This is a genomic window from Niveispirillum sp. CC-CTL257 (genome assembly GCF_059489915.1).
Genome location: NZ_JCAJXE010000003.1, coordinates 537965 through 557415, shown reverse-complemented (window position 1 = coordinate 557415; position 19451 = coordinate 537965). Strand labels below are relative to the sequence as shown.

Annotated in this window: 20 protein-coding genes; 3 read left to right on the top strand and 17 right to left on the bottom strand. The window is 62.9% G+C overall.

The window, feature by feature from the left end; translation table 11 throughout:
- The 5 genes from ABC729_RS19220 to ABC729_RS19200 all read right to left on the bottom strand — a co-directional run bounded on the left by ABC729_RS19220 (position 1) and on the right by ABC729_RS19200 (position 4926).
- Entirely contained in the window at positions 1-2292 is a 2292-nt protein-coding gene (locus ABC729_RS19220) for a TonB-dependent receptor (RefSeq protein ID WP_495609219.1), read from the bottom strand.
- Between the two features lie 88 nt (positions 2293-2380).
- Complete coding sequence (locus ABC729_RS19215; RefSeq protein WP_495609218.1) at positions 2381-2791, bottom strand: DUF2946 family protein; 411 nt, start codon at positions 2789-2791, stop codon at positions 2381-2383.
- A gap of 110 nt (positions 2792-2901) precedes the next feature.
- Positions 2902-3294 carry an MAPEG family protein gene (locus ABC729_RS19210; RefSeq protein WP_495609217.1) on the bottom strand — a complete coding sequence of 131 codons (393 nt, stop codon included), beginning with the start codon at positions 3292-3294 and terminating at the stop codon, positions 2902-2904.
- A gap of 56 nt (positions 3295-3350) precedes the next feature.
- Complete coding sequence (locus ABC729_RS19205; protein WP_495609216.1) at positions 3351-4235, bottom strand: alpha/beta fold hydrolase; 885 nt, start codon at positions 4233-4235, stop codon at positions 3351-3353.
- Positions 4236-4329: 94 nt separating this feature from the next.
- Positions 4330-4926, bottom strand: coding sequence for a TetR/AcrR family transcriptional regulator (locus ABC729_RS19200; RefSeq protein ID WP_495609215.1), 597 nt, complete (start codon positions 4924-4926; stop codon positions 4330-4332).
- Between the two features lie 124 nt (positions 4927-5050).
- Between ABC729_RS19200 and ABC729_RS19195 the strand changes: the two genes are divergently transcribed.
- Positions 5051-5434 (top strand): Crp/Fnr family transcriptional regulator, encoded by a 384-nt coding sequence (locus ABC729_RS19195; protein ID WP_495609214.1) that lies wholly within the window; start codon positions 5051-5053, stop codon positions 5432-5434.
- Between the two features lie 6 nt (positions 5435-5440).
- On the opposite strand, the gene ABC729_RS19190 is transcribed toward ABC729_RS19195, so the two are convergent.
- From ABC729_RS19190 to ABC729_RS19180, 3 genes are all read right to left on the bottom strand, one after another.
- Positions 5441-6064, bottom strand: a complete 624-nt coding sequence (locus tag ABC729_RS19190) for an MOSC domain-containing protein (protein WP_495609213.1) — start codon at positions 6062-6064, stop codon at positions 5441-5443.
- Between the two features lie 70 nt (positions 6065-6134).
- On the bottom strand, positions 6135-6749 hold the full coding sequence (locus ABC729_RS19185; RefSeq protein WP_495609212.1) for an ATP-dependent Clp protease proteolytic subunit: 615 nt from the start codon (positions 6747-6749) through the stop codon (positions 6135-6137).
- A gap of 89 nt (positions 6750-6838) precedes the next feature.
- Positions 6839-8335: an aldehyde dehydrogenase gene (locus ABC729_RS19180; protein ID WP_495609211.1), complete on the bottom strand. Its 1497-nt coding sequence runs from the start codon at positions 8333-8335 to the stop codon at positions 6839-6841.
- 183 nt (positions 8336-8518) lie between these two features.
- On the opposite strand from ABC729_RS19180, the gene ABC729_RS19175 reads away from it, so the two are divergent.
- The gene (locus tag ABC729_RS19175; protein ID WP_495609210.1) at positions 8519-9394 is read left to right on the top strand and encodes an EamA family transporter; all 876 of its coding nucleotides are present in this window, start codon (positions 8519-8521) and stop codon (positions 9392-9394) included.
- Here the strand turns inward: ABC729_RS19175 and ABC729_RS19170 are convergent, their stop codons facing one another.
- From ABC729_RS19170 to ABC729_RS19150, 5 genes are all read right to left on the bottom strand, one after another.
- Entirely contained in the window at positions 9395-9745 is a 351-nt protein-coding gene (locus ABC729_RS19170; protein WP_495609209.1) for a plastocyanin/azurin family copper-binding protein, read from the bottom strand. It lies immediately after the preceding gene.
- A 39-nt stretch (positions 9746-9784) separates the two neighbouring features.
- Positions 9785-10576 (bottom strand): DUF4394 domain-containing protein, encoded by a 792-nt coding sequence (locus tag ABC729_RS19165; RefSeq protein ID WP_495609208.1) that lies wholly within the window; start codon positions 10574-10576, stop codon positions 9785-9787.
- Between the two features lie 96 nt (positions 10577-10672).
- A complete protein-coding gene (locus tag ABC729_RS19160) occupies positions 10673-11080 on the bottom strand; it encodes a response regulator (RefSeq protein ID WP_495609207.1) in 408 nt (135 codons plus the stop codon).
- 12 nt (positions 11081-11092) lie between these two features.
- On the bottom strand, positions 11093-11485 hold the full coding sequence (locus ABC729_RS19155) for a response regulator (protein ID WP_495609206.1): 393 nt from the start codon (positions 11483-11485) through the stop codon (positions 11093-11095).
- Complete coding sequence (locus tag ABC729_RS19150; RefSeq protein ID WP_495609205.1) at positions 11485-13878, bottom strand: ATP-binding protein; 2394 nt, start codon at positions 13876-13878, stop codon at positions 11485-11487. Before ABC729_RS19150 ends, ABC729_RS19155 begins: the two co-directional genes overlap by 1 nt.
- Before the next feature lie 190 nt (positions 13879-14068).
- Here ABC729_RS19150 and ABC729_RS19145 point away from each other — a divergent pair, with 190 nt between their 5' ends.
- The gene (locus tag ABC729_RS19145; protein WP_495609204.1) at positions 14069-15439 is read left to right on the top strand and encodes a glutamine synthetase family protein; all 1371 of its coding nucleotides are present in this window, start codon (positions 14069-14071) and stop codon (positions 15437-15439) included.
- 21 nt (positions 15440-15460) lie between these two features.
- Here ABC729_RS19145 and spbR read toward each other — a convergent pair whose 3' ends face one another.
- The 4 genes from spbR to ABC729_RS19125 form a co-directional block, all read right to left on the bottom strand.
- The gene (gene spbR / locus ABC729_RS19140) at positions 15461-16567 is read right to left on the bottom strand and encodes a SpbR family protein (RefSeq protein ID WP_495609203.1); all 1107 of its coding nucleotides are present in this window, start codon (positions 16565-16567) and stop codon (positions 15461-15463) included.
- 269 nt (positions 16568-16836) lie between these two features.
- On the bottom strand, positions 16837-17808 hold the full coding sequence (locus tag ABC729_RS19135) for a TAXI family TRAP transporter solute-binding subunit (protein ID WP_495609202.1): 972 nt from the start codon (positions 17806-17808) through the stop codon (positions 16837-16839).
- Between the two features lie 16 nt (positions 17809-17824).
- On the bottom strand, positions 17825-18514 hold the full coding sequence (locus tag ABC729_RS19130) for an ABC-type transport auxiliary lipoprotein family protein (RefSeq protein WP_495609201.1): 690 nt from the start codon (positions 18512-18514) through the stop codon (positions 17825-17827).
- Positions 18511-19449 carry an MlaD family protein gene (locus ABC729_RS19125; protein WP_495609200.1) on the bottom strand — a complete coding sequence of 313 codons (939 nt, stop codon included), beginning with the start codon at positions 19447-19449 and terminating at the stop codon, positions 18511-18513. Before ABC729_RS19125 ends, ABC729_RS19130 begins: the two co-directional genes overlap by 4 nt.
- Positions 19450-19451 lie beyond the last annotated feature (2 nt).

The following is a 19451-nucleotide window of genomic DNA, read 5'->3' as shown; positions in this document are numbered from 1 at the left end:
TCAGCCCTTCCATTTCAGTTCAAGGGTGAAGGTGCGTTGCGGATAGGGGTGGAACACCCAGGCCTTGTCATTGCCGATATTATCGACACCGACGCTGAGCTGCGTTTCTGCGGTCACGTCCCAGGACAGTTTGGCGTCGAAGATCATCAGTTCGGAGGTGTAGCCATAGGTGTCGCCGCGCTGCGTCCCTTCCAGATTGGTGTTGGGGCGCGAGGCGTAGCGCCAGCCGGTGGAGACTTGCCAGTCATCGGCGAACCTGTACCGGGCATTGCCATTCAGCCGCCATTTCGGAATGCGCGGGAACTGCACCCCTTCCGATGCCGGGACGGAGCGGTTGCGCACCGTCTGGGCATCGATCCAGGCGGCATTGAAATCGACATTCAGGCCATCAACGCCGCCGACGTCGGAGGCCTCGATAATGCCTTCCACGCCCCATTGGCGCACGATGTCGATATTCTTGAACGAGGATGTGACGATTCCGAACTGGTTGAAACCCTGCTGACTGAAAATCGCATTCTCTACGCGCTGATAGAAGACGCTCCCGGTGACGCGGATAGCGTCGAAGCCACGACGCAGCATCAGGTTGGCGTCACGCGACTTTTCCGGCTTCAGGTTGGGATCGAAGCTGTTGATGTCGAAATTGCCATTGCCGTCCAGGCGGCCCTGGAACAGCTCACCCACCGTGGGGAAGCGGGTGGCGGTGGCTAGGCTCAGTTGCCCCACCCAGTCGGCGGGAAGGTCGGCCTGAATGCCGGCAGACGGGTTGATAGAGGTTTCCTTACGGTCGGCGTAAGACTGATATTTCGGGGAACCGGATACGCGGGTACCGATGCGGCCATCGAACGCCCGCCAATTGTCCAGACGTACACCGCCGGTCAGCTTCACCCCCGGCGTCACCTGCCAGGCGTTATCGATGAACGCCCCCAATTGCCGTGAACGGCCACCGGTTTGTGTTGTGAAGGTTGGCGTGGCGCCGGTGCGCCAGTTGCTGACGCTATAAATGGTCTGATCGGTTTCATAGAGGCTGCTGTTGAACCCGATGGCCAGTTCATGGTCGCCCAGCGTGCGCTCCAACTGCCCGTCACCGGTCCACCAGCCGGTATCGCCCTGACGCGTGTCAGTACCCGCACCACTATTGATACCGTTCAGATAGCCGGTGGAGGCGCGTGCCCGCTGCTTGTCGATCACGAAACGCGATAGGTTCAGGCTGGCCTGCCAGTCGCCGATGGGACCCTCCAGCTTTGCCCCGCCCAGGATTTCCCGGCGTTTGGTCAGGGACAGGTTGATGGCGGGCATGGTGTATTGCTTGCCCTCCACCGAGACACGGCCCGTGAAGACCGGGTTGCCGGCGGCGTCGCGCAGATAGGTGGTGGGGGTCGTACCGCCATAGTCGCTGGTCCACAGCACGGCCAGCAGCGAGGCATTCCAGCCATCGCCGAAATCATAGCCGATGCGGCCCCGCAGCTGATCCTGCGTCGTATCCTCCACCGAATAGGCACCGGACACCGGCGTCTTGGTGATCAGGTTCGGGTCGGTCACGGCCCCGGTCACCAAAGTCGATGCAGCCGTGCCGGTGGCGGACGTCAGCTGGTAGAACTGCATCGGGTGGCCCTGGTTCTCCAGCCTTCGATAGGACAGGCGCGCGCTCCACGGGCCGTCCTTCTGCTTCCAGCCGAAACCGGCCTCTCCCGTATAGCCGTCAAAGTCGCGGTCGGTGCCATACTGCTTGTAGGGCTGGATGAAATACTGGGCCGTGGCGAAGGCCTCCAGCCCGTCCTTCGGGGGCTTGGTGGTGATTGAGATGATGCCGCCCATCGAATTGCCCGGATAGCGGGACGAATAGGGACCATAGACGATGTCGAACTGCTGAACCTCACCCGGCCCGACAACGCCCCATTTCGGGGGGAAGGAGAAGCTGTTGCCCAGCAGGTTAGAGACGGTGAAACCGTCCACCAGCACCAGCGAGCGGGCCGACTGCGTGGAATGGGTGCCGCGGAAGCCGGGAACGGCATTGGCATCGCCGATGAAGCGTTTGCGCACGAAGAAATTCGGCGCGTACTTCATCAGGTCTTCGACATTGACGGCGTTGATGGCCGCGAACTGTTCCGCCCCCAGCGAGACGGAGAGGCCACGCGGCACGATGGTGATGGGGGCGTCACGCTGGCCGATGACGATCACTTCCTGCACCGGGGCGGCGTCGGCCACCTGGGTGTCCTGGGCGAAGGCCGGCTGGGAAAGGGCGATGAGGGCGACCGAAGCCAGGCTGCGGGCGCGAAAAGGCGTGCGGGGCACTGTAATGTCCTCCGGCGACCGGCCCCGCGAGCCAGCAATGCTCAAGCGGGGGGCGCCAAATACGGGAATGGTCCTGGGACGGATTGGATCAAGCAGCCCAGGACAGGGGCGGTGCCCGCGCCCCCAAGGTCGGCCCGCATAGCAGGCGACGACGCAGCGTGCCCGTGAAGGGACGCAGAACAACAATATCCCCCACCACCGGCAGCAGCAGCGCCAGCAGCAGCAGGACAGGACCCAACAGGGTCATGGCCATGAAGGGGCAAAGGCCCTGATGGCCGGTATCGGCGGGGGGATTGTCATCCCCGCCATCGCCATCAACCTGGATGCTGGCGGAACCGGCACCGGTACAGATGACCAGCCAGCCCTTGCCATTATCCGGGTTCATGTTCGGCATGTAACCACCGGGGATCATCCCGCGCAGCAACAGGGCAAGCAGCAGCAGCCACGGCGCGAAACGCCGTGCAACACCGATTGCGGAGAGGAGAAAGCCCTTGCCCATGAAGGGTTAATGACGCCAAGCCGCCGCGCGGTCAATGGCTGAAAGATGCGACCGAATGGCATTTGCGTGTAGACCGGACCGGGAACCTGTCCTAGCCCGGTCTACGCCCGTCAAAGGCCGGCGACCGCCCCCAGGATCAGCAGCACCGACGCGGTCAGCAGCATCAACCAAGTCAGCAGGATACCGATCAGGCGGCCAGGGCTCTTGCCGCCAGGATTGGCGGTTAGACCTTGGGCGTGCAGGACGCGGCCCAGAAACAGGGCGGCGCCAAGCCCATGCACGATGGCCGGCTGCCGGCCCGACAGTTCTACCAGCACCAGCAGGATCAGGGCCGTGGGCACATATTCTACGAAATTGCCCTGGACCCGGATGGCTGCATGCAGGTCCTTGTGACCGCCATCGCCCAATGACACACCATGCCGGCGGCGATACATCGACACACGATAGCTCAAGACCAGCAGCAGCACGCCCAGCAAGCCCGCATAAAGCGCGGTGATACCCATCTGCATGTTTCCCCCATACCCGATTGTTATTTCGTCATTGGCAGCATACGGGGGTATCATTCCCCCCGCAACGCGAAGCCCACGGCCCGCGCGATGACACCCGCATCGGACAGCAGCCGGCGATGGCCCAGCCCCTCTACCAGATGCGTTGCAGAACCCGGCCATGTTGCCGTCAGTTGCAGGGCATCGGCCACCGGCATGATGCGATCATCGACGGAATGGATCAGCAGGGCAGGTGTGCCTTTGTCACCATGCAGATGCAAGGCGGCCAGCGGCTGTCCCAGTGCCCGGTCAATCTCCCGTCCCAGCGCATGTTCGCTATCCAGGTCCAGGCGCAGGACATGCGCGATCTGGCGCAGCGGCAAGGTCAGGTCCGCCAGTGGGGCCAGAAGGATGGCGCGGCCCGCCTGGAACCCGTCCTGGATGGCCAGGGTCAGGGCCGTGGCACCCAGCCCATGGCCGATCACCGCCGCCACCTTGCCGCCGGCCGCCGCCGCCACGGCCCGAATAGCGCGGGCCATTTCCAACAGGTTGGTCTCATCGCCCGTGCTGCGGCCATGGGCAGGCGCATCAAAGGCGACGACGCGGGCACCGGCATCAAGCAGCGGCTGCACGAAATCCAGCATGTCCTGCACCTGCCCTTCCCAGCCATGGGCCAGCAGCACCAGCGGTGCCGCCTCCCCCCGCTCCGCCCCCCAGAGCCGGGCGGCGAGGTGGGGGGTGAAGCCCGGTACGGCCAGCACCATGGCACCGGCGGGTTCGGGAAGGGCGGGCGGTGCCACCGCGCGCTCCGGCTCCAGATACATGCGCCGCCCCTCGGCCAGCAGGTGGCGTTCGCGTGACCAGGGGTGGAACAGCCCCGTCAGACCCTCCAGCCAGGAGTGGCTGTTCTGGTCATTATTACGAACGTTCGTGCTTTTTTCAGACAAAAAATAAGCCATGGAACTTTCCCCCCGATGGGGGCGTCCGTCCATCCGGGCGGGCGCCGTGATGAAACCAGTCCGGCCCCGCCGCACGCGGGACCGGACGAACGCTCTACTGTCGCAAACGTGCCCGGTCGACCAGACCATGGACAGCGTTGCGGGCCCAGACCTCAGACTTCGGATTCTTCAGAAGCCGATAGGACTGGGTGAAACCATAACAGAGCGAGATCCCCTCGAACGCGAATTGCTCCACATCCAAGTCGGCCCGCAGATGCCCCTCATCCACCGCGCGGCGGGCGGCACCGATGACCACGCGGCGCATATCCTCCTGCTGCTTGACGATCAGGTCCTGGATGGGACCGGGGCGATCATCAAACTCGATAGAGGCAGCCTGGATGGGACAGCCGCCGGGCAGCACCGGGTCCATCGTCCAGGCAATCCAGTTCTCGAACAGGGCCAGTACGCGCGGCAGGCCACGCGGCTGTGCCAGGGCGGGACGCACCACGGTATCGGCGAAAAGTTCCGCCGCCCGTTCCAGCACCGCCGCCTGCAGCTGTTCCTTGCTGCCGAAATGGGCGAAAAGCCCGGATTTCGACATGCCCAGCCGGTCGGCCAGTGTCCCGATGGTCAGGCCGGTCAATCCGTCCGTGCTGGTCATAGCCAGCGCCTGGTCCAGGATTGCGGCGCGTGTGCGTTCGCCCTTGCTCATAAGGACTAAATAATACGAACGGTCGTACTATTGTCAAGCCCATGGCAAATGGGAAGCAATCAGCGTAAAGCTTGGCTGGCCTGCGCCTGTCGCGGGTACCGCCGCTGCCAAGGGGTCCGCCGCCATGTCCGCCGCTTTCGAACGCCGAACTTTCGCACCCGGCGAGCTGATCTTCAAGGAGGGTGATCCTGGCGACAGCCTTTATGTGGTGGAATGTGGCCGTGTGCGCATCTGGCGGGGTGATACGGACCATCCGACGGTGATCGGTCGGGTCGAAACCAGCGGCATTTTCGGGGAAATGGCGATTTTCGACCGTAAACCGCGCATGGCCCATGCCAGTGCGGAGGTGGAATCGGTGCTGATGCGCATGCCCGCCAGTGTGCTGCGTGAAGGGCTTTATGGGGCGGACCCCCTGCTGCGGCAGCTGGTGCAGCTGTTGATTGACAATATCCGCACCATGGCCAAGCGCCTGGACGAGCTTGAAGCCAAGTTGGGCGACGTCCCTTGAGGCGAATTAGCCCCGCAACTCCTTCTTGAACCGTTCCGCCAGGGCCGGGTGCGCCAGCGCATCGGCGAGCAAGGCCGGATCGGGTTGTTTGTCCAGCAGCAGGGCGTTCAGCCGCGCCACCGTCCAGGTCGCATCCCCACGTTCGGCCAGTATCACGACTTCACCGGCCCTGATCACGCCCGGCTGCACCACATGCATGTACCAGCCGGGCGTGCCGGCCTTCATGGCCAGCGGCCCCAGCGCCTTCACGCCCGTCAGCACACCGGGCCAGGAGCAACGCGGCACCGGCTGGTTCACCATCACCAGGGCGGTACCGATGGACAGAAGATCGCCGATGCGCGCTTCGGCATCGGTGTAGGCTTCGAACAGCAAATTCTCCCCGAAACTGGGGCGGGGTATGGCCCGACCCAGGCTGGCCTCCAGTGCCGTATAGGACTCGGACGCAAAGCCGTGCAGCGCCGTGTCGCCTTCCTTCCGGCTGCGATAGGCGCTTTCATCCCCCTCCAGGCCGGCTGGACCGAGGGTGACGGGGCCGGCCACGGGTTGCTTGCCGATGCCCGTCCCCTCCTCCCGCCCCTTGGCGTTGGTTCGGGGGATGACCTGGCCGATATTCACCTGAAGCAGTCGCATTTCCATCCCCGGATATGGAAAGGGCCGGTCACGATGGACCGGCCCTTCTCAAACTCGAACCTGCCAGAGCTTACTGGAAGGCCTCAGCGTTTTCGATGATGTGGCTGACGATGCCATATTCCTTGGCTTCATCTGCCGACATCCAGAAATTGCGGTCGGTATCGACGGCAACGCGCTCATAAGGCTGACCGGTTTCGCGGGCGATCTCTTCATTGATGCGCTTGCGCATCTTGATGATTTCCTTCGCCTCGATCGCGATGTCGGTTGCCGGACCACCAACGCCGCCTGCCGGCTGATGGATCATGAAGCGGGTGTTGGGCAGGCAGAACCGGTCTTCCTTGGCAGCGCCCAGGAAAATGTGCGCACCAGCAGAGGCGACCCAGCCGGTACCCAGCACCAGCACGCGCGGCTTCACGAAGCGGATCATGTCGTGAATCGTGTCACCGGATTCGACATGGCCGCCCGGCGAGTTGATGATCAGCTTGATCGGCTCGTCATTCTCTGCGGCCAGACCCAGCAGCTGGGCCGTCACAGCCTGTGCCACCTTCTGGTTGATCTCGCCGAACAGCAGGATGGTGCGGGCCTTGAACAGGTTCTGCGCAATGGAGGGCGGGGCCTTGCCCTTCTCCTCCTGGGCATCGGACTCCGGCTTTTCGTCCTCAAGACGGATCGGATTGACGAGCAAGGCGGCACTCCTGAATTTGGTATTCTGCATTCACTGACCTAGCGGGAAATGGGCTGCGGTTCAACCCATCATTAGATGGAGTTCCATACTTATGAGAGGTCGATCCAGACGCTTTTCAAGTCCGTGTATTTTTCAAGGGCATGCAGGCTCTTGTCGCGGCCAAAGCCGGACTGCTTGAACCCGCCGAAGGGCGTGGTGATATCGCCCGCATCAAAGCAGTTGATCCAGACCGACCCCGCCTTGATGGTCCGCGCCGCCTTCATGGCGGTGGAAATGTCCCGCGTCCAGATGGCCGATGCCAGACCGTAGATCGTGTCATTGGCGATCTTGAACGCTTCTTCGGTGGTCTTGAAGGTCAGGGTGGACAGGACGGGGCCAAAAATCTCCTCCCGCGCGATGGTCATGGAACTGTCCACGCCGTCAAACAGGGTGGGTTCGATGTAATAGCCGCCGCTTTCGGTACGCGCGGCGGAACCCCCGATACGCAGGGACGCCCCTTCCGCCTTGCCCTTGTCGATATAGGACAGGACGCGTTCATGCTGCTTGGCATCGACCATGGCGCCCATATTGGTGGTGGGGTCCAGCGGGTCGCCGGGGGTCCAGCGCCGTGAATGATGGATCACCCGTTCCAGGAACTCATCCTTGATGCTTTCATGCACCAGCAGGCGGGAGCCGGCGTTGCAGACCTCCCCCTGATTGAAGAAGATGCCGCCGGCGGCATTGGCGGCGGCCTTATCCAGGTCGGCGGCGTCGGGCATGATGATATGCGGGGTCTTGCCGCCGCATTCCAACGACACGCGCTTCAGGTTGCTCTCCCCCGAATAGCGCATGAAATATTTGCCAACCTCGGTCGAGCCGGTGAAGGCCAGCATGTCCACGTCCATGTGCCGACCGATGGCCTGCCCCGCCGTTTCCCCGAAACCGGGCACGACATTCAGCACGCCGGGCGGCACGCCTGCTTCCACCGCCAGTTCGCCCAGGCGGATGGCGGTCAGGGGCGATTGTTCGGCGGGTTTCAGGACCACCGAATTGCCCGTGGCCAGGGCCGGTGCCACCTTCCATACCGCCATCATCAGCGGGAAGTTCCAGGGCACGACCACGCCGATAACGCCAAGTGGTTCGCGCAGGATCAGGGACATGGCCTCCGGCCCGCTGGGCCCGACCTGATCATACAGCTTGTCGATGGCTTCGGCGTAATATTGGACGCAGCGGATCGACAGGGGAATGTCGATGGAGCGGCTGTCGCGGATGGGCTTGCCCATATCCAGCGTTTCCAGCAGCGCCAGTTCGTCCGCATGCTCCTCCATCAGGCGCGCCAGTTTCAGCAGCACGGCCTTGCGGGCACGCGGATGCTGATCCCGCCAGACGCCAGATTCGAAGGTGCGGCGGGCTGCGGCCACGGCGCGGTTCACATCCTCCGCGTCGCATTCGGCGACCTGGGTCAGGACCTTGCCGTCGCGCGGGCTGATATTGGCGAAGCTTTTGCCGCTGGCGGCGGGCACATAGGCACCGTCAATGAAAGCCTGGGTGCGGAATTGCAGCCGGGCGGCGCGGCCCTGCCAGTTGGTGGCGGCGATGGCGTCCATTCTCGGTCTCACTCCCGTTGGGGCAGGTTTGACTGCGTGTCGGGTGAGAGAGTGCCCCGTGGCACCGGCGGCGGCAACCCCCAACGGACAGGCAATTGTCACCGCCACATCTTGGTAATTGCGTCAGTAATGTTGACGTGTTCCGATCATGATCCCGATACCATCCAGCTGGATGACCACCCTATGCGCCCCCTTCACATCGCCCTTGCCTTTCTGGTCGCCGTGATCTGGGGGGCCAATTTCGTGGTGATCAAGCTGGCGCTGACCGGTTTTCCGCCCATCCTGCTGACGGCACTGCGCTTCACGCTGGCCTGTCTGCCGGTGCTGTTCATCCCGCGTCCGGCAGGGATCGGGTTTAAGCAACTGGCGCTGGTTTCAACCTTCCTGTTCACCGGCCACTATATCTTCCTGTTCATGGGCATGGATCGGGGCATGGCACCGGGGCTGGCCTCCATCGTTCTGCAATGTCAGGCCTTTCTGACCATGCTGTTCGCTGCCGGCATGTTGGGTGAACGGCCAAAGGCACAGCAACTGGCCGGGGCTGGGGTGGCGGCGGTCGGGCTGGCGGTGACCGGCAGCACGGTTGGGCTGGACGTCACCTGGATCGGTTTCATCCTGACGCTGCTGGCGGCGGCCAGCTGGGCCATGGGCAATGTGCTGATGCGCCGCCTGCCGCCCACGCCGACATTGCCCCTGATGGTCTGGCTGTCGACGGTGCCGCCCCTGCCGGTCTTTGCCCTGTCACTGATCGTCGAGGGACCGGACCGGGTCTGGGCGGCGCTGACGGGCTTCAGCTGGACCGCCGGCCTGTCGCTGCTTTACATCGTCTGCCTGTCCACCCTGGTAGCCTTCGGCATCTGGGGGATGCTGCTGCGGGAATATAAGGCCGGCGTTGTGGCCCCCTTCTCCCTGCTGGTTCCGGTCACCGGCACCATCGCGGCCCATCTGGCCTTTGGGGAGACGTTCGGGCCGCTGCGCCTTTTGGGAATGGCGCTGCTGTTCACGGGTATTGTGATCACCATCCTGCCGCTGCGTAAGCGGCAGGCGGTAACGGCCTGATCAGGGTTCCACCAAAACCTTCGCCCGCATCTTGGGATGAATACGGCACTGGATGATGAACTCGCCCGGTGCGGTAAACGTCACGGGCGTTTCCGTGCCGGGGTCCTGCAAACCGATATCGAACACGCCGTTCATGCTGGGTGAATAGACATTGTGGCCGAACGGGTCCTCGTTGCGGAACGTGACCTGATCGCCGACCTTGATCACTACCGAACGGGGGGCGAAGGAGATGTCGCGCTGGGCGATGATGATCGGGTCCTCCGCGGCACTGGACCCTGCCAGCAGGCCCAGGCCCATCAGGGGTGCAAGTGTGATTACCCATTTCCGCCACACGCGCGACATCGCCGTCATTTCCCTAGGTTCCTTCCTGTCTATTCCGTGCCGACGGCGTTATCGCTTGTCCAGGATGGCGATATCGATCACCGCGCTGCCATCGCCGATACGGCCCATCTTCTTCATACCACCACGCATTACATTCAGGTCGTAGAGTGTGCCGCCGGCCACCGCGCGACCATGATATTCATCCTGGGCATCCGTGAAGATATCCACCCCTTCCACGATGGTGCCCGCAGGTACGCCCAGAGGGCCGATGGTGCGCAACACGCCGTCATTGGGCGGGTCCTGTGACAGCCAGGCACCCGTGCCGCTATCCACGTCAAACAGCTGCGTCTGGGTCGCGCCGGCGAAGGAGTTGATATAGGCCCCGGCATAGACAGCAGGCTTCTTGCCAGCATTCACCTTGTCGTTGGGGTGATAGGAAAGCGGCTTGTCCACGGCGGCAGCACCTGTATCGACATTGACGCGCAGGTTCTGACCATCGGATGCTATAACACGCAACCGGTCGGCCTGCGGGTTAAAGTCCGCAACCACATGGTCAATCGCGGTCAAAGCGACCGACAGTTTCGGCCCCGCTGTCGCGGCACCGGTTTCCAGGTCGATGGTGTACAGGCTGTTATCGGTGGCGACGCCGTACAGCTTGCCATTGGCCGGGCGCACATCAATGCCCAGCAGCTTGCCCTTCACGCCCGTCACGGGCAGCACCTTCACGGTGCCCGGTGATTGGTCGGAGAACAGCAAAAGCTCATTCCGCTGGTTCAGGCCGGCAATTTCGAGCGCCTGTGACGGCATAGACATGCCGGTCAGCGCCAATCCCATGACAATCGTTGCGACCGTCTTCTTCATCGCCCCCTCCCAACCACCGGTGGCGTTCTGCCACCTTCGCGATTGAACAAGGTAGGTGAAACCGGCCCGCTGTCATTAGTCCATTAGCACAGTCCGTCAGGCCTTGATGTTGAAAATCGCGCAGATTTTCTGGCGCAGCTGCAAAGGCGAGAATGGCTTTATGACATAGGCATCCACCTTGTTAGCGCGGGCCGCCTGTACAAAATCCACCGTCTGGTTGCCGGTCAGCATGAGAAAAGGCATGCCCTCCCACGTCTTGCGAACGTGCTGCAATAGCTGAAGCCCTGTGACGTTCGGCATGTTCCAGTCGGATATGATCAGGTCATACCGCAACTCGCTTTCCTCCAGCGCATCAATCGCTGCCTGCCCGTCCGGCACAATGTGAATATTTTGAACGCCAAGCTGCACAAGCACCTGACGTGCCAGCCGCTGTGCAAAGGCATTATCCTCCACCAGCAGCACGTTCAGTTTCTCAAATCCGGGTATGTGGTCTTTGTTCATCATGGCAGGTTCTTTTCAGGTACCAACAAGTTGCGCGATCCGGTCAGCCAGTGCGCGCGGAGCAAACGGCTTCACGAGGTAGGCGTCAACCGAATTGGCCTTAGCCGCCGACACAAACTCAATGCTGGCATGGGCCGTCAGCATCAGGAAAGGGGTGTGTCGCCACACGGTGCGGACATGGCGCAATAGGTCGAGGCCTGTGCCGTTCGGCATGTTCCAATCAGAAATAACCAGATCGAAAGGCGACGTCTCAGGTGCCAGAGCCTCGATGGCAGCATTGCCTTCGCGGTAATGACTGACTACCCCCACTCCCAGTTGCCGCAACACAGCCAGGGTAAGACGCGCTTCGAAGAGATTGTCCTCTGCCAGCAGGATTCGTAACCGGGCCGCGTCGCGCAATAGCTTCATCACGCGGCTCCCGCCATAGCCGTAGCAAAGCGCTCGCGCTGTGCGTGAAGCCACGCCAGACCCTCATCTAAATCCTGCCTCAGGGCGGGAAGAATCTCCTCCAACGCCGCGGCGTCGCCCTCGTGTCCCGCCGCCTCAGCGGCAGCCGCTGTGCGGTAAACCTGGGCCATCCCCAAACTGCCGGCGGCGGATTTCAGGGAATGCGCCACCTCTCCAACCTGATGCGGATCGGGTGCCCCCTCCATTGGGAACAGGTCCGGCTCCACCTCCGGCAAGATGGATAGGAAGGTGTCGATCAGATCCAGCGCCATGTCCGGACCCATGCTGTCCGCCATCTCGTCCAGCATCTCGACCATAAATGGCGTCGTTCCCGTCAAAAGGCTGTTGGCCGTGCCCCTGGCTTCCGCCATGTCCATGTCGTCGGGGACTGGCAGGGTGCTGGCGTCAACGGCAGCGCGTGCCGATTCACCAGTACCGCTCTCGCCGTCCGGGAACAGGCGTTGGATAACCTTGAACAGGTTGGCCGGATCAATGGGTTTGGAGACATAGGCATTCATGCCGGCATCCATACAGCGTTGGATGCCATTGGTGCCCACACTGGCGGTGGCCGCGACGATCATCACGCCCGACGCCGGGCCCGGCAAGGCGCGAATGGCACGGGCCGCACTCATCCCGTCCATGCGCGGCATATGCACGTCCATAAGCACCAGATCCAATGGTGGATCAGCGGCGCTGACCACATCCACCGCCACCTGACCATCCTCTGCGAACACCACCATATGGCCGTGCTCGGCCAGCGCCCCAGCCATAACCTTGCGATTGACGGCATTATCGTCTGCCACAAGGATACGCAGCGGTCGCACCATGTTGCTGTCGAAATCACCCGCCGGATCGCCCGTGACAGGGCTGCCCTCCACCAGCGGGATTTCGAACCAGAAGGTACTGCCGTGGCCCATGACGCTGTCAACGCCGATGGCACCGCCCATGGCCTCCACCAGCTTCTTGCAGATGGCCAGGCCCAGGCCGGTGCCGCCGAAGCGGCGGGTGATGGAACTGTCGGCCTGTACAAAGCTGCCGAACAGCTTGGCGCGCGCCGCATCGGAGATGCCGATACCGGTATCCACCACCTCCACCCGCAGGCGGGCGGGCTCCGCCAGAGCACGGGCGCGCAGGGTAACGCCGCCGGCTTCAGTGAACTTGATGGCATTGCCCACCAGATTAAGCATCACCTGCCGCAGGCGGTTGGGGTCACCCTTCAGATAGGAGGGCAGATTTTCATCCACCTCCTCCCGCAGCCAGAGTTCCTTTTCCTCCGCGCGGTTGCGCATCAACATGGTGGTGCCGGCCAGCAGCGATACCAGTTCGAAATCCAGAATTTCGATATCGGCCTTCCCGGCCTCCAGCTTGGAGAAATCCAGGATGTCATTCAGAATGCGCAGTAACGACTGTCCCGATTGCAGGACGGTCGTCGCCAGCTTGGCCTGCTCCTCGTTCAGGCCCGACCGCAGCAGCAGGCGCGTCAGGCCCAGGACGCCATTCATGGGCGTGCGGATTTCATGGCTCATCATAGCCAAGAATTCGGATTTGGCGCGAGTGGCCGCTTCCGCCTTCTCCTGCGCCTCGCGCACAACCTCCATGGCACCTTTGAACACGCCAAGCGCGCCAGCCACGCTGCCAATCTCATCCCGGCGGGTGGTGTGGGGAACCCTGACATCCATGTCGCCGCCTGCCAGCTGGATTGTGGCGCGGGTCAGACGGTTCAGCGGGGTCACGATGTTGCGGATCAGGGCGATGGTGATGCCCACCACCAACGTGAACAGGGCTAAAATCAGAAAAGTCGTGCGGTCGGCGGTCTGCTCAATTGTTTCTTCCGCCGAAAGACGGAAACGGTAGCCGTCCTCAGCGGCCATCTGGGTAACGATCTCAAGATTGTTGATGATGCCGGAACCCAACTCTTCCATATGGGTCATATAGGCTTGGTGATCGGGGGCATTGGCAGCCATATCCGTCAGTTTTCTGACGACCGCCATCCATGCCTGATTCTGAGTACGGATGCGGGCAATATAGTTACGGATTTCGGGGTTTAGGCCGCGTTCTTCCGCCACCGCTAGGCTGGCCAGGAAATCCTCATCATTGATCTCCAGATCCTCGCGGAAAGTGTCGGGCAGACCGTCTGGCGATTTCAGGGCGCGGTCCACCATAAGGTCCAGCGTCACGAAATTCGTCTGCGCCAGCCGGGCATAATTGATGGCCTGTAGAGGCTGGTCGTACATGCGGATGACAAGGTCGCCCGTGGACCGCACCACCAGCACCGCGACGATGCCGATAGTGACGGCGGCCAAGACCGCGACCGCGAATGCCGCCGCCAGCTTGAAGCGGATGGTCCTGAACATGCCTGACGGCCCCATGCCGATATCTTTCCGTTCCTTTATGCGCGCAACGGTTTGAAGACGGCAAGCAGGCAGCGCATATTCCGTCGATACAATTGTTTCAGATCACCCAAGCCCTGGCCCGCCTTGACACCGGCGACCGCCCCTGTTGCCATGCCCCCAGTTTCAACAGCGCCAAGGAATCGCCCCCGGAATGACCAGCAGCCCTGACCTGTACCGTGAGATCGAGATGTTCCGGCAGCAACACCCGGCCGTGACGGCCGTGGATGTGCTGCTACCCGATCTGTGCGGGGTGTTCCGGGGCAAACGTGTACCCATCGATGAATTGTCGAAGGTCTGGAAGGACGGGGTGGCCTTTCCCGGCTGCACCTTCGCCGTCGATATCACCGGCGATACGGTGGAAGAGACAGGCATGTCGGCAGAAAAGGGCGTGCCAGATCGCATCTGCCGACCCGTCGCCGGCACCCTGACGCCGGTACCTTGGGCCGCGAAGCCGCTGGGGCAGGTCATGCTGTCAATGCGCGATGGTGACGGCTCCCCCTTCCCCTATGCCCCGCGTGCCTTGGTGGAAAATCTGGTGGCGGAGCTGTCGCGGCGCGGCCTCACGCCCATGGTGGCTATCGAACTGGAGTTCTATCTGTTCGACCGTGACCGTGCAGCCGATGCGCCGCCGGTTCCACCTATCTCAAAGCGCAGCGGCCTGCCTCAGAACCGGACTCAGGTCTATGGCCTGACGGAGCTGGAGGATTTCGAGGAGGTGCTGGACGAGATCACGGCGGCGGCGCAGGCCCAGGGTATCCCCGCGGGCACCGCCATCGCCGAATATGGGCCGGGCCAGTATGAGATCACCCTGGCCCATCGCCCCGACGCGCTGCGGGCTGCCGATGACGCCGTCCTGTTCAAGCGGGCTGTGCGCGGCGTCGCACACAAGCATGGGTATGAGGCCAGCTTCATGGCCAAACCCTATACCGGTCAGGCCAGCAGCGGCATGCATATCCATATGAGCGTGCTGGATAAGGATGGCCGCAACATCTTCGCTGATGAGGCACCGGAAGGGTCAGAGGCGCTGCGCCAGGCCATCGGCGGCATGGCGGAGACCATGCCCGCCTGCATGGCGCTGGCGGCCCCCGGCGCCAACAGCTGGCGCCGGTTCCAGGCCGGGTCTTATGCCCCGACCGTCATCGCCTGGGGCGTCAATAACCGCACGGCCCCGCTGCGCATTCCGGCAGGTGGGCCGGACAGCCGGCGGGTCGAGTACCGGATTGCTGGCGCCGATGCGAACCCGTATCTGGTGCTGGCGGGCATGCTGGCCGGACTTCTGCACGGGCTGGAGGGCAAGATCGACCCCGGTCCCGCGCTGGAGGGCAATGCCTATGAGGCTGACGCTCCCCGCCTGCCTGATGAATGGGGCAAGGCGCTGGACCTGTTCCAGGGATCGTCGGTGCTGCGCCGTTGGCTGGGCGACGCGTTCGTGGACACCTACGCCATCACCAAGCGAGCCGAACGTGCCAAGTTTAACCAGCGGGTCACGCCGCTGGAATGGGAATGGTACCTGCGGGGGTGAATGCGCCGAGAGGCGGCGGCGTCAAGCCGCCGCCGTCAGGTCGCTCAGCTTCGTCAACAGGTAATCGACATCATCGCTGGCCAGTTCCTCGAACTGGGTCAGGATGCGTTCCAGCATGCGGCGACGATGACGTTCCAGATCGTGATCCAGACCGTCGAAATCCGTCTCGCTGGCCACGTCGAGGGCGATGCGCAGGGCGGGGTACAGCTTCGGCGGCAGGCCGGTGCGGTCGAACAGGGATTTCAGGCCGAGACGGCCCGCATCATGGATCAGCAGGCGGGCATTATTGATCGGCACCTGACCCAGCTGCGCCATCGCCATCTCAAAGAACGGCACGTCGCCCATGCACAGGGCGCGCAGCAGCAGTGAAGGCGTCAGGCGATGGCTGCGGCGCAGCTGCACCACCAGCTTTTCCAGATCGGCATCGCCGGCACCACCGACCAGACCGTAGGTCGCCTTCTCGCGGGTCTGGATAACAATGTCAGCGGCGATATCGTTCGGCAGCTCATGCTTAGCGACCAGTCGTTCGCGCAGCTGTTCCGACACCAGCGCCACCAGACGCTCGGCCACCGTCACCGGCAACTTAGCGCGGTTGACCATCGGACCAGCGACGGCTTCACTGTCCGGGAACCGATCCAGGGCCTTAACCATCGCACTTTCAGCAATGGCGGCGGTATCGTTCGCCATCAGGGTGGCGACGGCCTTCTCGCTACCCCGTTCGACCAGAGCGTCGGCCACGGATTCGGTAACATTGGCGCGCTTGGCGACCGCCGTCTGCTTCTCAGACGAGCCGGAGCGAATGATCTCCACAAGATCATCGTCAGTCAGGACCGTCGACACCTCAATGAAAGGCAGCGACACCTCTTCCACATCGCGGGCCATGGACATGGCAATGTCGCGCGGGATGGTGGAGTTGGCCTTCAGACTTTCGGCCAGGGCGGAGCGCACGCGCGTGGCGACATCGCGCGCCATGATGCGCACGATATCCTCCGCCAGCACCCGTTCAGAGGCCGACAGGTTGGGCGCGGCAAAATGCTGCGCGACCTTGCCGGCCATTTCAGCACGGGTCGTTGGAGACGGATCAGTCAGCAGACGCTGAACATCCTGCGTGGTCAACTTGTCGGACATGGGTTGAACAAACCCTCCCTGGGACGACCATGCGACGGAACCACCAGCCAACGGCCAACAGGGTCGCATTGCATCTGTTTCTTTAACATTTAGTGCAGGGCGCTGCCAATTGCGAACGCCAAAATCAAGAACAGATCGAAACAATCCACTCGTGCCACGCAAGGCGGCGTAACTCCACCATCCGGAAGGATAGGTCTGTCCACGCCGAACACCGTGGGTAGCCTTGGCCGGCACGCGCCCGTATGCCAGCTCTCAACGAATCGTTGGGGTCAGGGCTTCGCGGGACCGCTGGCCGCGAATGCCTTCTCCGCAGCCGGATGAAGCGGCGCGGTCCGGGCCCGGTCGCCCATGCCATCCACCGGCACCGTGCGGAAAACCGGATGCTGGTCCGCCAGATCGGACCGTTCTTCCAGCAGCACGCGCACCACCTCCGCGATCACCGCGTCGGGTACCTCGGCCCGGGTGACCAGGGTCGCGGCGACGCCGATGGTTGCCACATCCTCCTGCACACCGGGATAGAGGTTGGCGGGGATGTTGGTGCGGGTCAGGTCTTTGCGGCCCGCCAACAGCTTATCGATACCGGGACCGGTCACGGCAAGCGCGACAGCGCCACAGGTGGATGTGGCCTGCTGAACCGCAGCATTGGGGTGGCCGACCGCGAAGAAGGCAGCGTCCAGCTGTCCCGCGCAGAGTGCGGTCAGGGCAGTGTCAGGGGCCTGTCCGGCATCATCATTGATGCGCAGGCCGGCGGCATCCACCACCTGCTGCGACAGGTTGCGCAGGGCGGAACCACGGGGTCCCAGATTGACCCGTTTGCCGGACAGTTTAGCCAAGCTATCGATCTCTGCGTCGGGGCGGACCAGCAGGGTTACCGTCTCGGCATGCAGGCTGGCGACGGCGCGCAGTTCCTTGAAGGGGCCGGCACCAGAGAAACGCCCTTCCCCCCGCACCGCCGCGGCCTGCCAGTCCGACTGCACCACGGCCAGATCCACCTCGCCCGCCCTGAGGGCTGTCAGGTTCTGCACCGGACCTTCGGTGGCCTCCACCAGACAGCGCAGGCCGTGGCGGGCCCTCTCCTGGTTCACCTGCCGGCAGATGGCGCCGGCCACGGGATAGTAAAGGCCCGTGACAACCCCACTGGCGATGACCAGCGGCTTGGTTGCAGCGGGTGTCTGGCCCGGGGCCGTGGAGACCAGGGCAAGCGACAGGGCGATGGTGGATAGAGAAGCAAAACGGATCAACAGCTTAAGTCCCGGATCAGCGGAAAGTAGCAGGCTCTGCCACCCAGGCCAGCGGATAGGCATCGACATTGGCCATGCCCTGCTGCAGCGTCCATTCGACGATGCGCCGCAGGACCGCACCCGTGGCCTGATCGAAAGCCTTGATGATGTCGTCCAAAACCGGACTGGCGGCGCGGACGGTGGCTTCGAACGTATCGCCGGCCACAATATTCCGGCGCGGCATGCGCACCAGTTTGGCATTCATCCGCACGGTTGCCTCCGGTGCGGTATCGCTGGGGTCATGGCCCTTGTAGTTGGCGTGGAAATCGCGCAGGTCGGTCTTCAGGATAAAATCGGCGCGCAGGCCCGACCGTTCCACCCCGACCGACACGATACGCCGGCTGTTCTCAAAGCTTTCCACCAGCAGGGTTTGCATCATGTCAGGGCCGGTATCGGCCCAGCTGGCACCTGAATAATAGGTCATGCGGTTGGAAGTTTCGCCCAGCACGATGCGCGGCGTATCGACGGCGGCGTTGGCAAGCGGGGTTTCCACAAGCAGCTGCCACGGCGCGCGGGCCAGACCGGCCGTAAATTCCCGCGCCGGGGTCAACACATAAACCTTTTGCACCTTGCCGCCCGTCAGCAGGGTGGCCGGCGAACAGGCGGCCAGCGGCATCAGGGAAGCCAGTGCCAGCAGGCGGCGGCGGTTCAGGGGCTTGTCGGTCATTCCGCTTTCACTCCGCTGTTGCCGCCGAACAGAAGGTCGGTCGGATCGCGCTCCAGCCGGCGGGAAACGCGGCTGAGATTATTGGTCAGGTCCTGCAGATGGATCAGCAACTGTGACAGGTCATAGAGGCCGGTGGCCGTGAAATCGCGGATCGGCTCCCGATTCTCCTCGATCATACCGGCCAGCGAAGCAGACAACTTGTTGATTTCCTTGCTGGTCTTGGCCAGTTCCGCCGTGATGACGGTGGTATCGCGCCCGACCTTGCCGACCGTATCATTGGCCGTCGCCATCAGCACCGTTGCCTGTTTGCTGAGCGTGTCCGCCTGACGGCGCAGATCGACAATCAGCAGGTTGGCGTTGCGCATCGTGTCGTTGGCATTGCCCGAGGCCTGCGCCAGATTGGCCAGCAGGGTGCCGATGGATTTCTGGTTATCGTCATTCAGCAGCAGGGTCAGACGATTGGAGATCGTCATCAGATTCTCCAGCACTTCCGGTGCCTTGGACAGGACGGCCGCGATAGAGCTGGGCCGCGAGGGGATGACGGGAATGCCGGAGACCTTCTCCCGCAGCAGGGGGGCATCCTTGCTGCCGCCCTGGATTTCCACATAGACGCCGCCTGTCACGCCCACCGGTTCAAGGGACGCGATGGCATCGGTCTTGATGGGTGTGTCCTCCGGCACCTCAATGGTCAGGCGCACTTCCTCGACATTCTCTGGATTGATGCGGATATCGCTGACGGTGCCGACATTGACGCCGCGATAACGCACAGGCCCACCTTCCACCAGCCCTGTCACGGTGCCGGTGACCATGATGTAATAGGGCTGGATGGACTTGTCGAACTGCACCTTGGCCAGCCAGATGACGAAGACAAACACCGCCGCCGCCAGCGCCAGGACGAAGGCACCGACAGCCGTGTAATTGGCCCGTGTTTCCATGC

Coding starts and splice junctions, on each gene's coding strand:
- ABC729_RS19215 (WP_495609218.1), bottom strand. CDS start 2,791: ATGGGCAAGGGCTTTCTCCTCTCCGCAATCGGTGTTGCACGGCGTTTC.
- ABC729_RS19210 (WP_495609217.1), bottom strand. CDS start 3,294: ATGGGTATCACCGCGCTTTATGCGGGCTTGCTGGGCGTGCTGCTGCTG.
- ABC729_RS19205 (WP_495609216.1), bottom strand. CDS start 4,235: ATGGCTTATTTTTTGTCTGAAAAAAGCACGAACGTTCGTAATAATGAC.
- ABC729_RS19200 (WP_495609215.1), bottom strand. CDS start 4,926: ATGAGCAAGGGCGAACGCACACGCGCCGCAATCCTGGACCAGGCGCTG.
- ABC729_RS19195 (WP_495609214.1), top strand. CDS start 5,051: ATGTCCGCCGCTTTCGAACGCCGAACTTTCGCACCCGGCGAGCTGATC.
- ABC729_RS19190 (WP_495609213.1), bottom strand. CDS start 6,064: ATGCGACTGCTTCAGGTGAATATCGGCCAGGTCATCCCCCGAACCAAC.
- ABC729_RS19180 (WP_495609211.1), bottom strand. CDS start 8,335: ATGGACGCCATCGCCGCCACCAACTGGCAGGGCCGCGCCGCCCGGCTG.
- ABC729_RS19175 (WP_495609210.1), top strand. CDS start 8,519: ATGCGCCCCCTTCACATCGCCCTTGCCTTTCTGGTCGCCGTGATCTGG.
- ABC729_RS19170 (WP_495609209.1), bottom strand. CDS start 9,745: ATGACGGCGATGTCGCGCGTGTGGCGGAAATGGGTAATCACACTTGCA.
- ABC729_RS19165 (WP_495609208.1), bottom strand. CDS start 10,576: ATGAAGAAGACGGTCGCAACGATTGTCATGGGATTGGCGCTGACCGGC.
- ABC729_RS19160 (WP_495609207.1), bottom strand. CDS start 11,080: ATGATGAACAAAGACCACATACCCGGATTTGAGAAACTGAACGTGCTG.
- ABC729_RS19155 (WP_495609206.1), bottom strand. CDS start 11,485: ATGAAGCTATTGCGCGACGCGGCCCGGTTACGAATCCTGCTGGCAGAG.
- ABC729_RS19150 (WP_495609205.1), bottom strand. CDS start 13,878: ATGTTCAGGACCATCCGCTTCAAGCTGGCGGCGGCATTCGCGGTCGCG.
- ABC729_RS19145 (WP_495609204.1), top strand. CDS start 14,069: ATGACCAGCAGCCCTGACCTGTACCGTGAGATCGAGATGTTCCGGCAG.
- spbR (WP_495609203.1), bottom strand. CDS start 16,567: ATGTCCGACAAGTTGACCACGCAGGATGTTCAGCGTCTGCTGACTGAT.
- ABC729_RS19130 (WP_495609201.1), bottom strand. CDS start 18,514: ATGACCGACAAGCCCCTGAACCGCCGCCGCCTGCTGGCACTGGCTTCC.
- ABC729_RS19125 (WP_495609200.1), bottom strand. CDS start 19,449: ATGGAAACACGGGCCAATTACACGGCTGTCGGTGCCTTCGTCCTGGCG.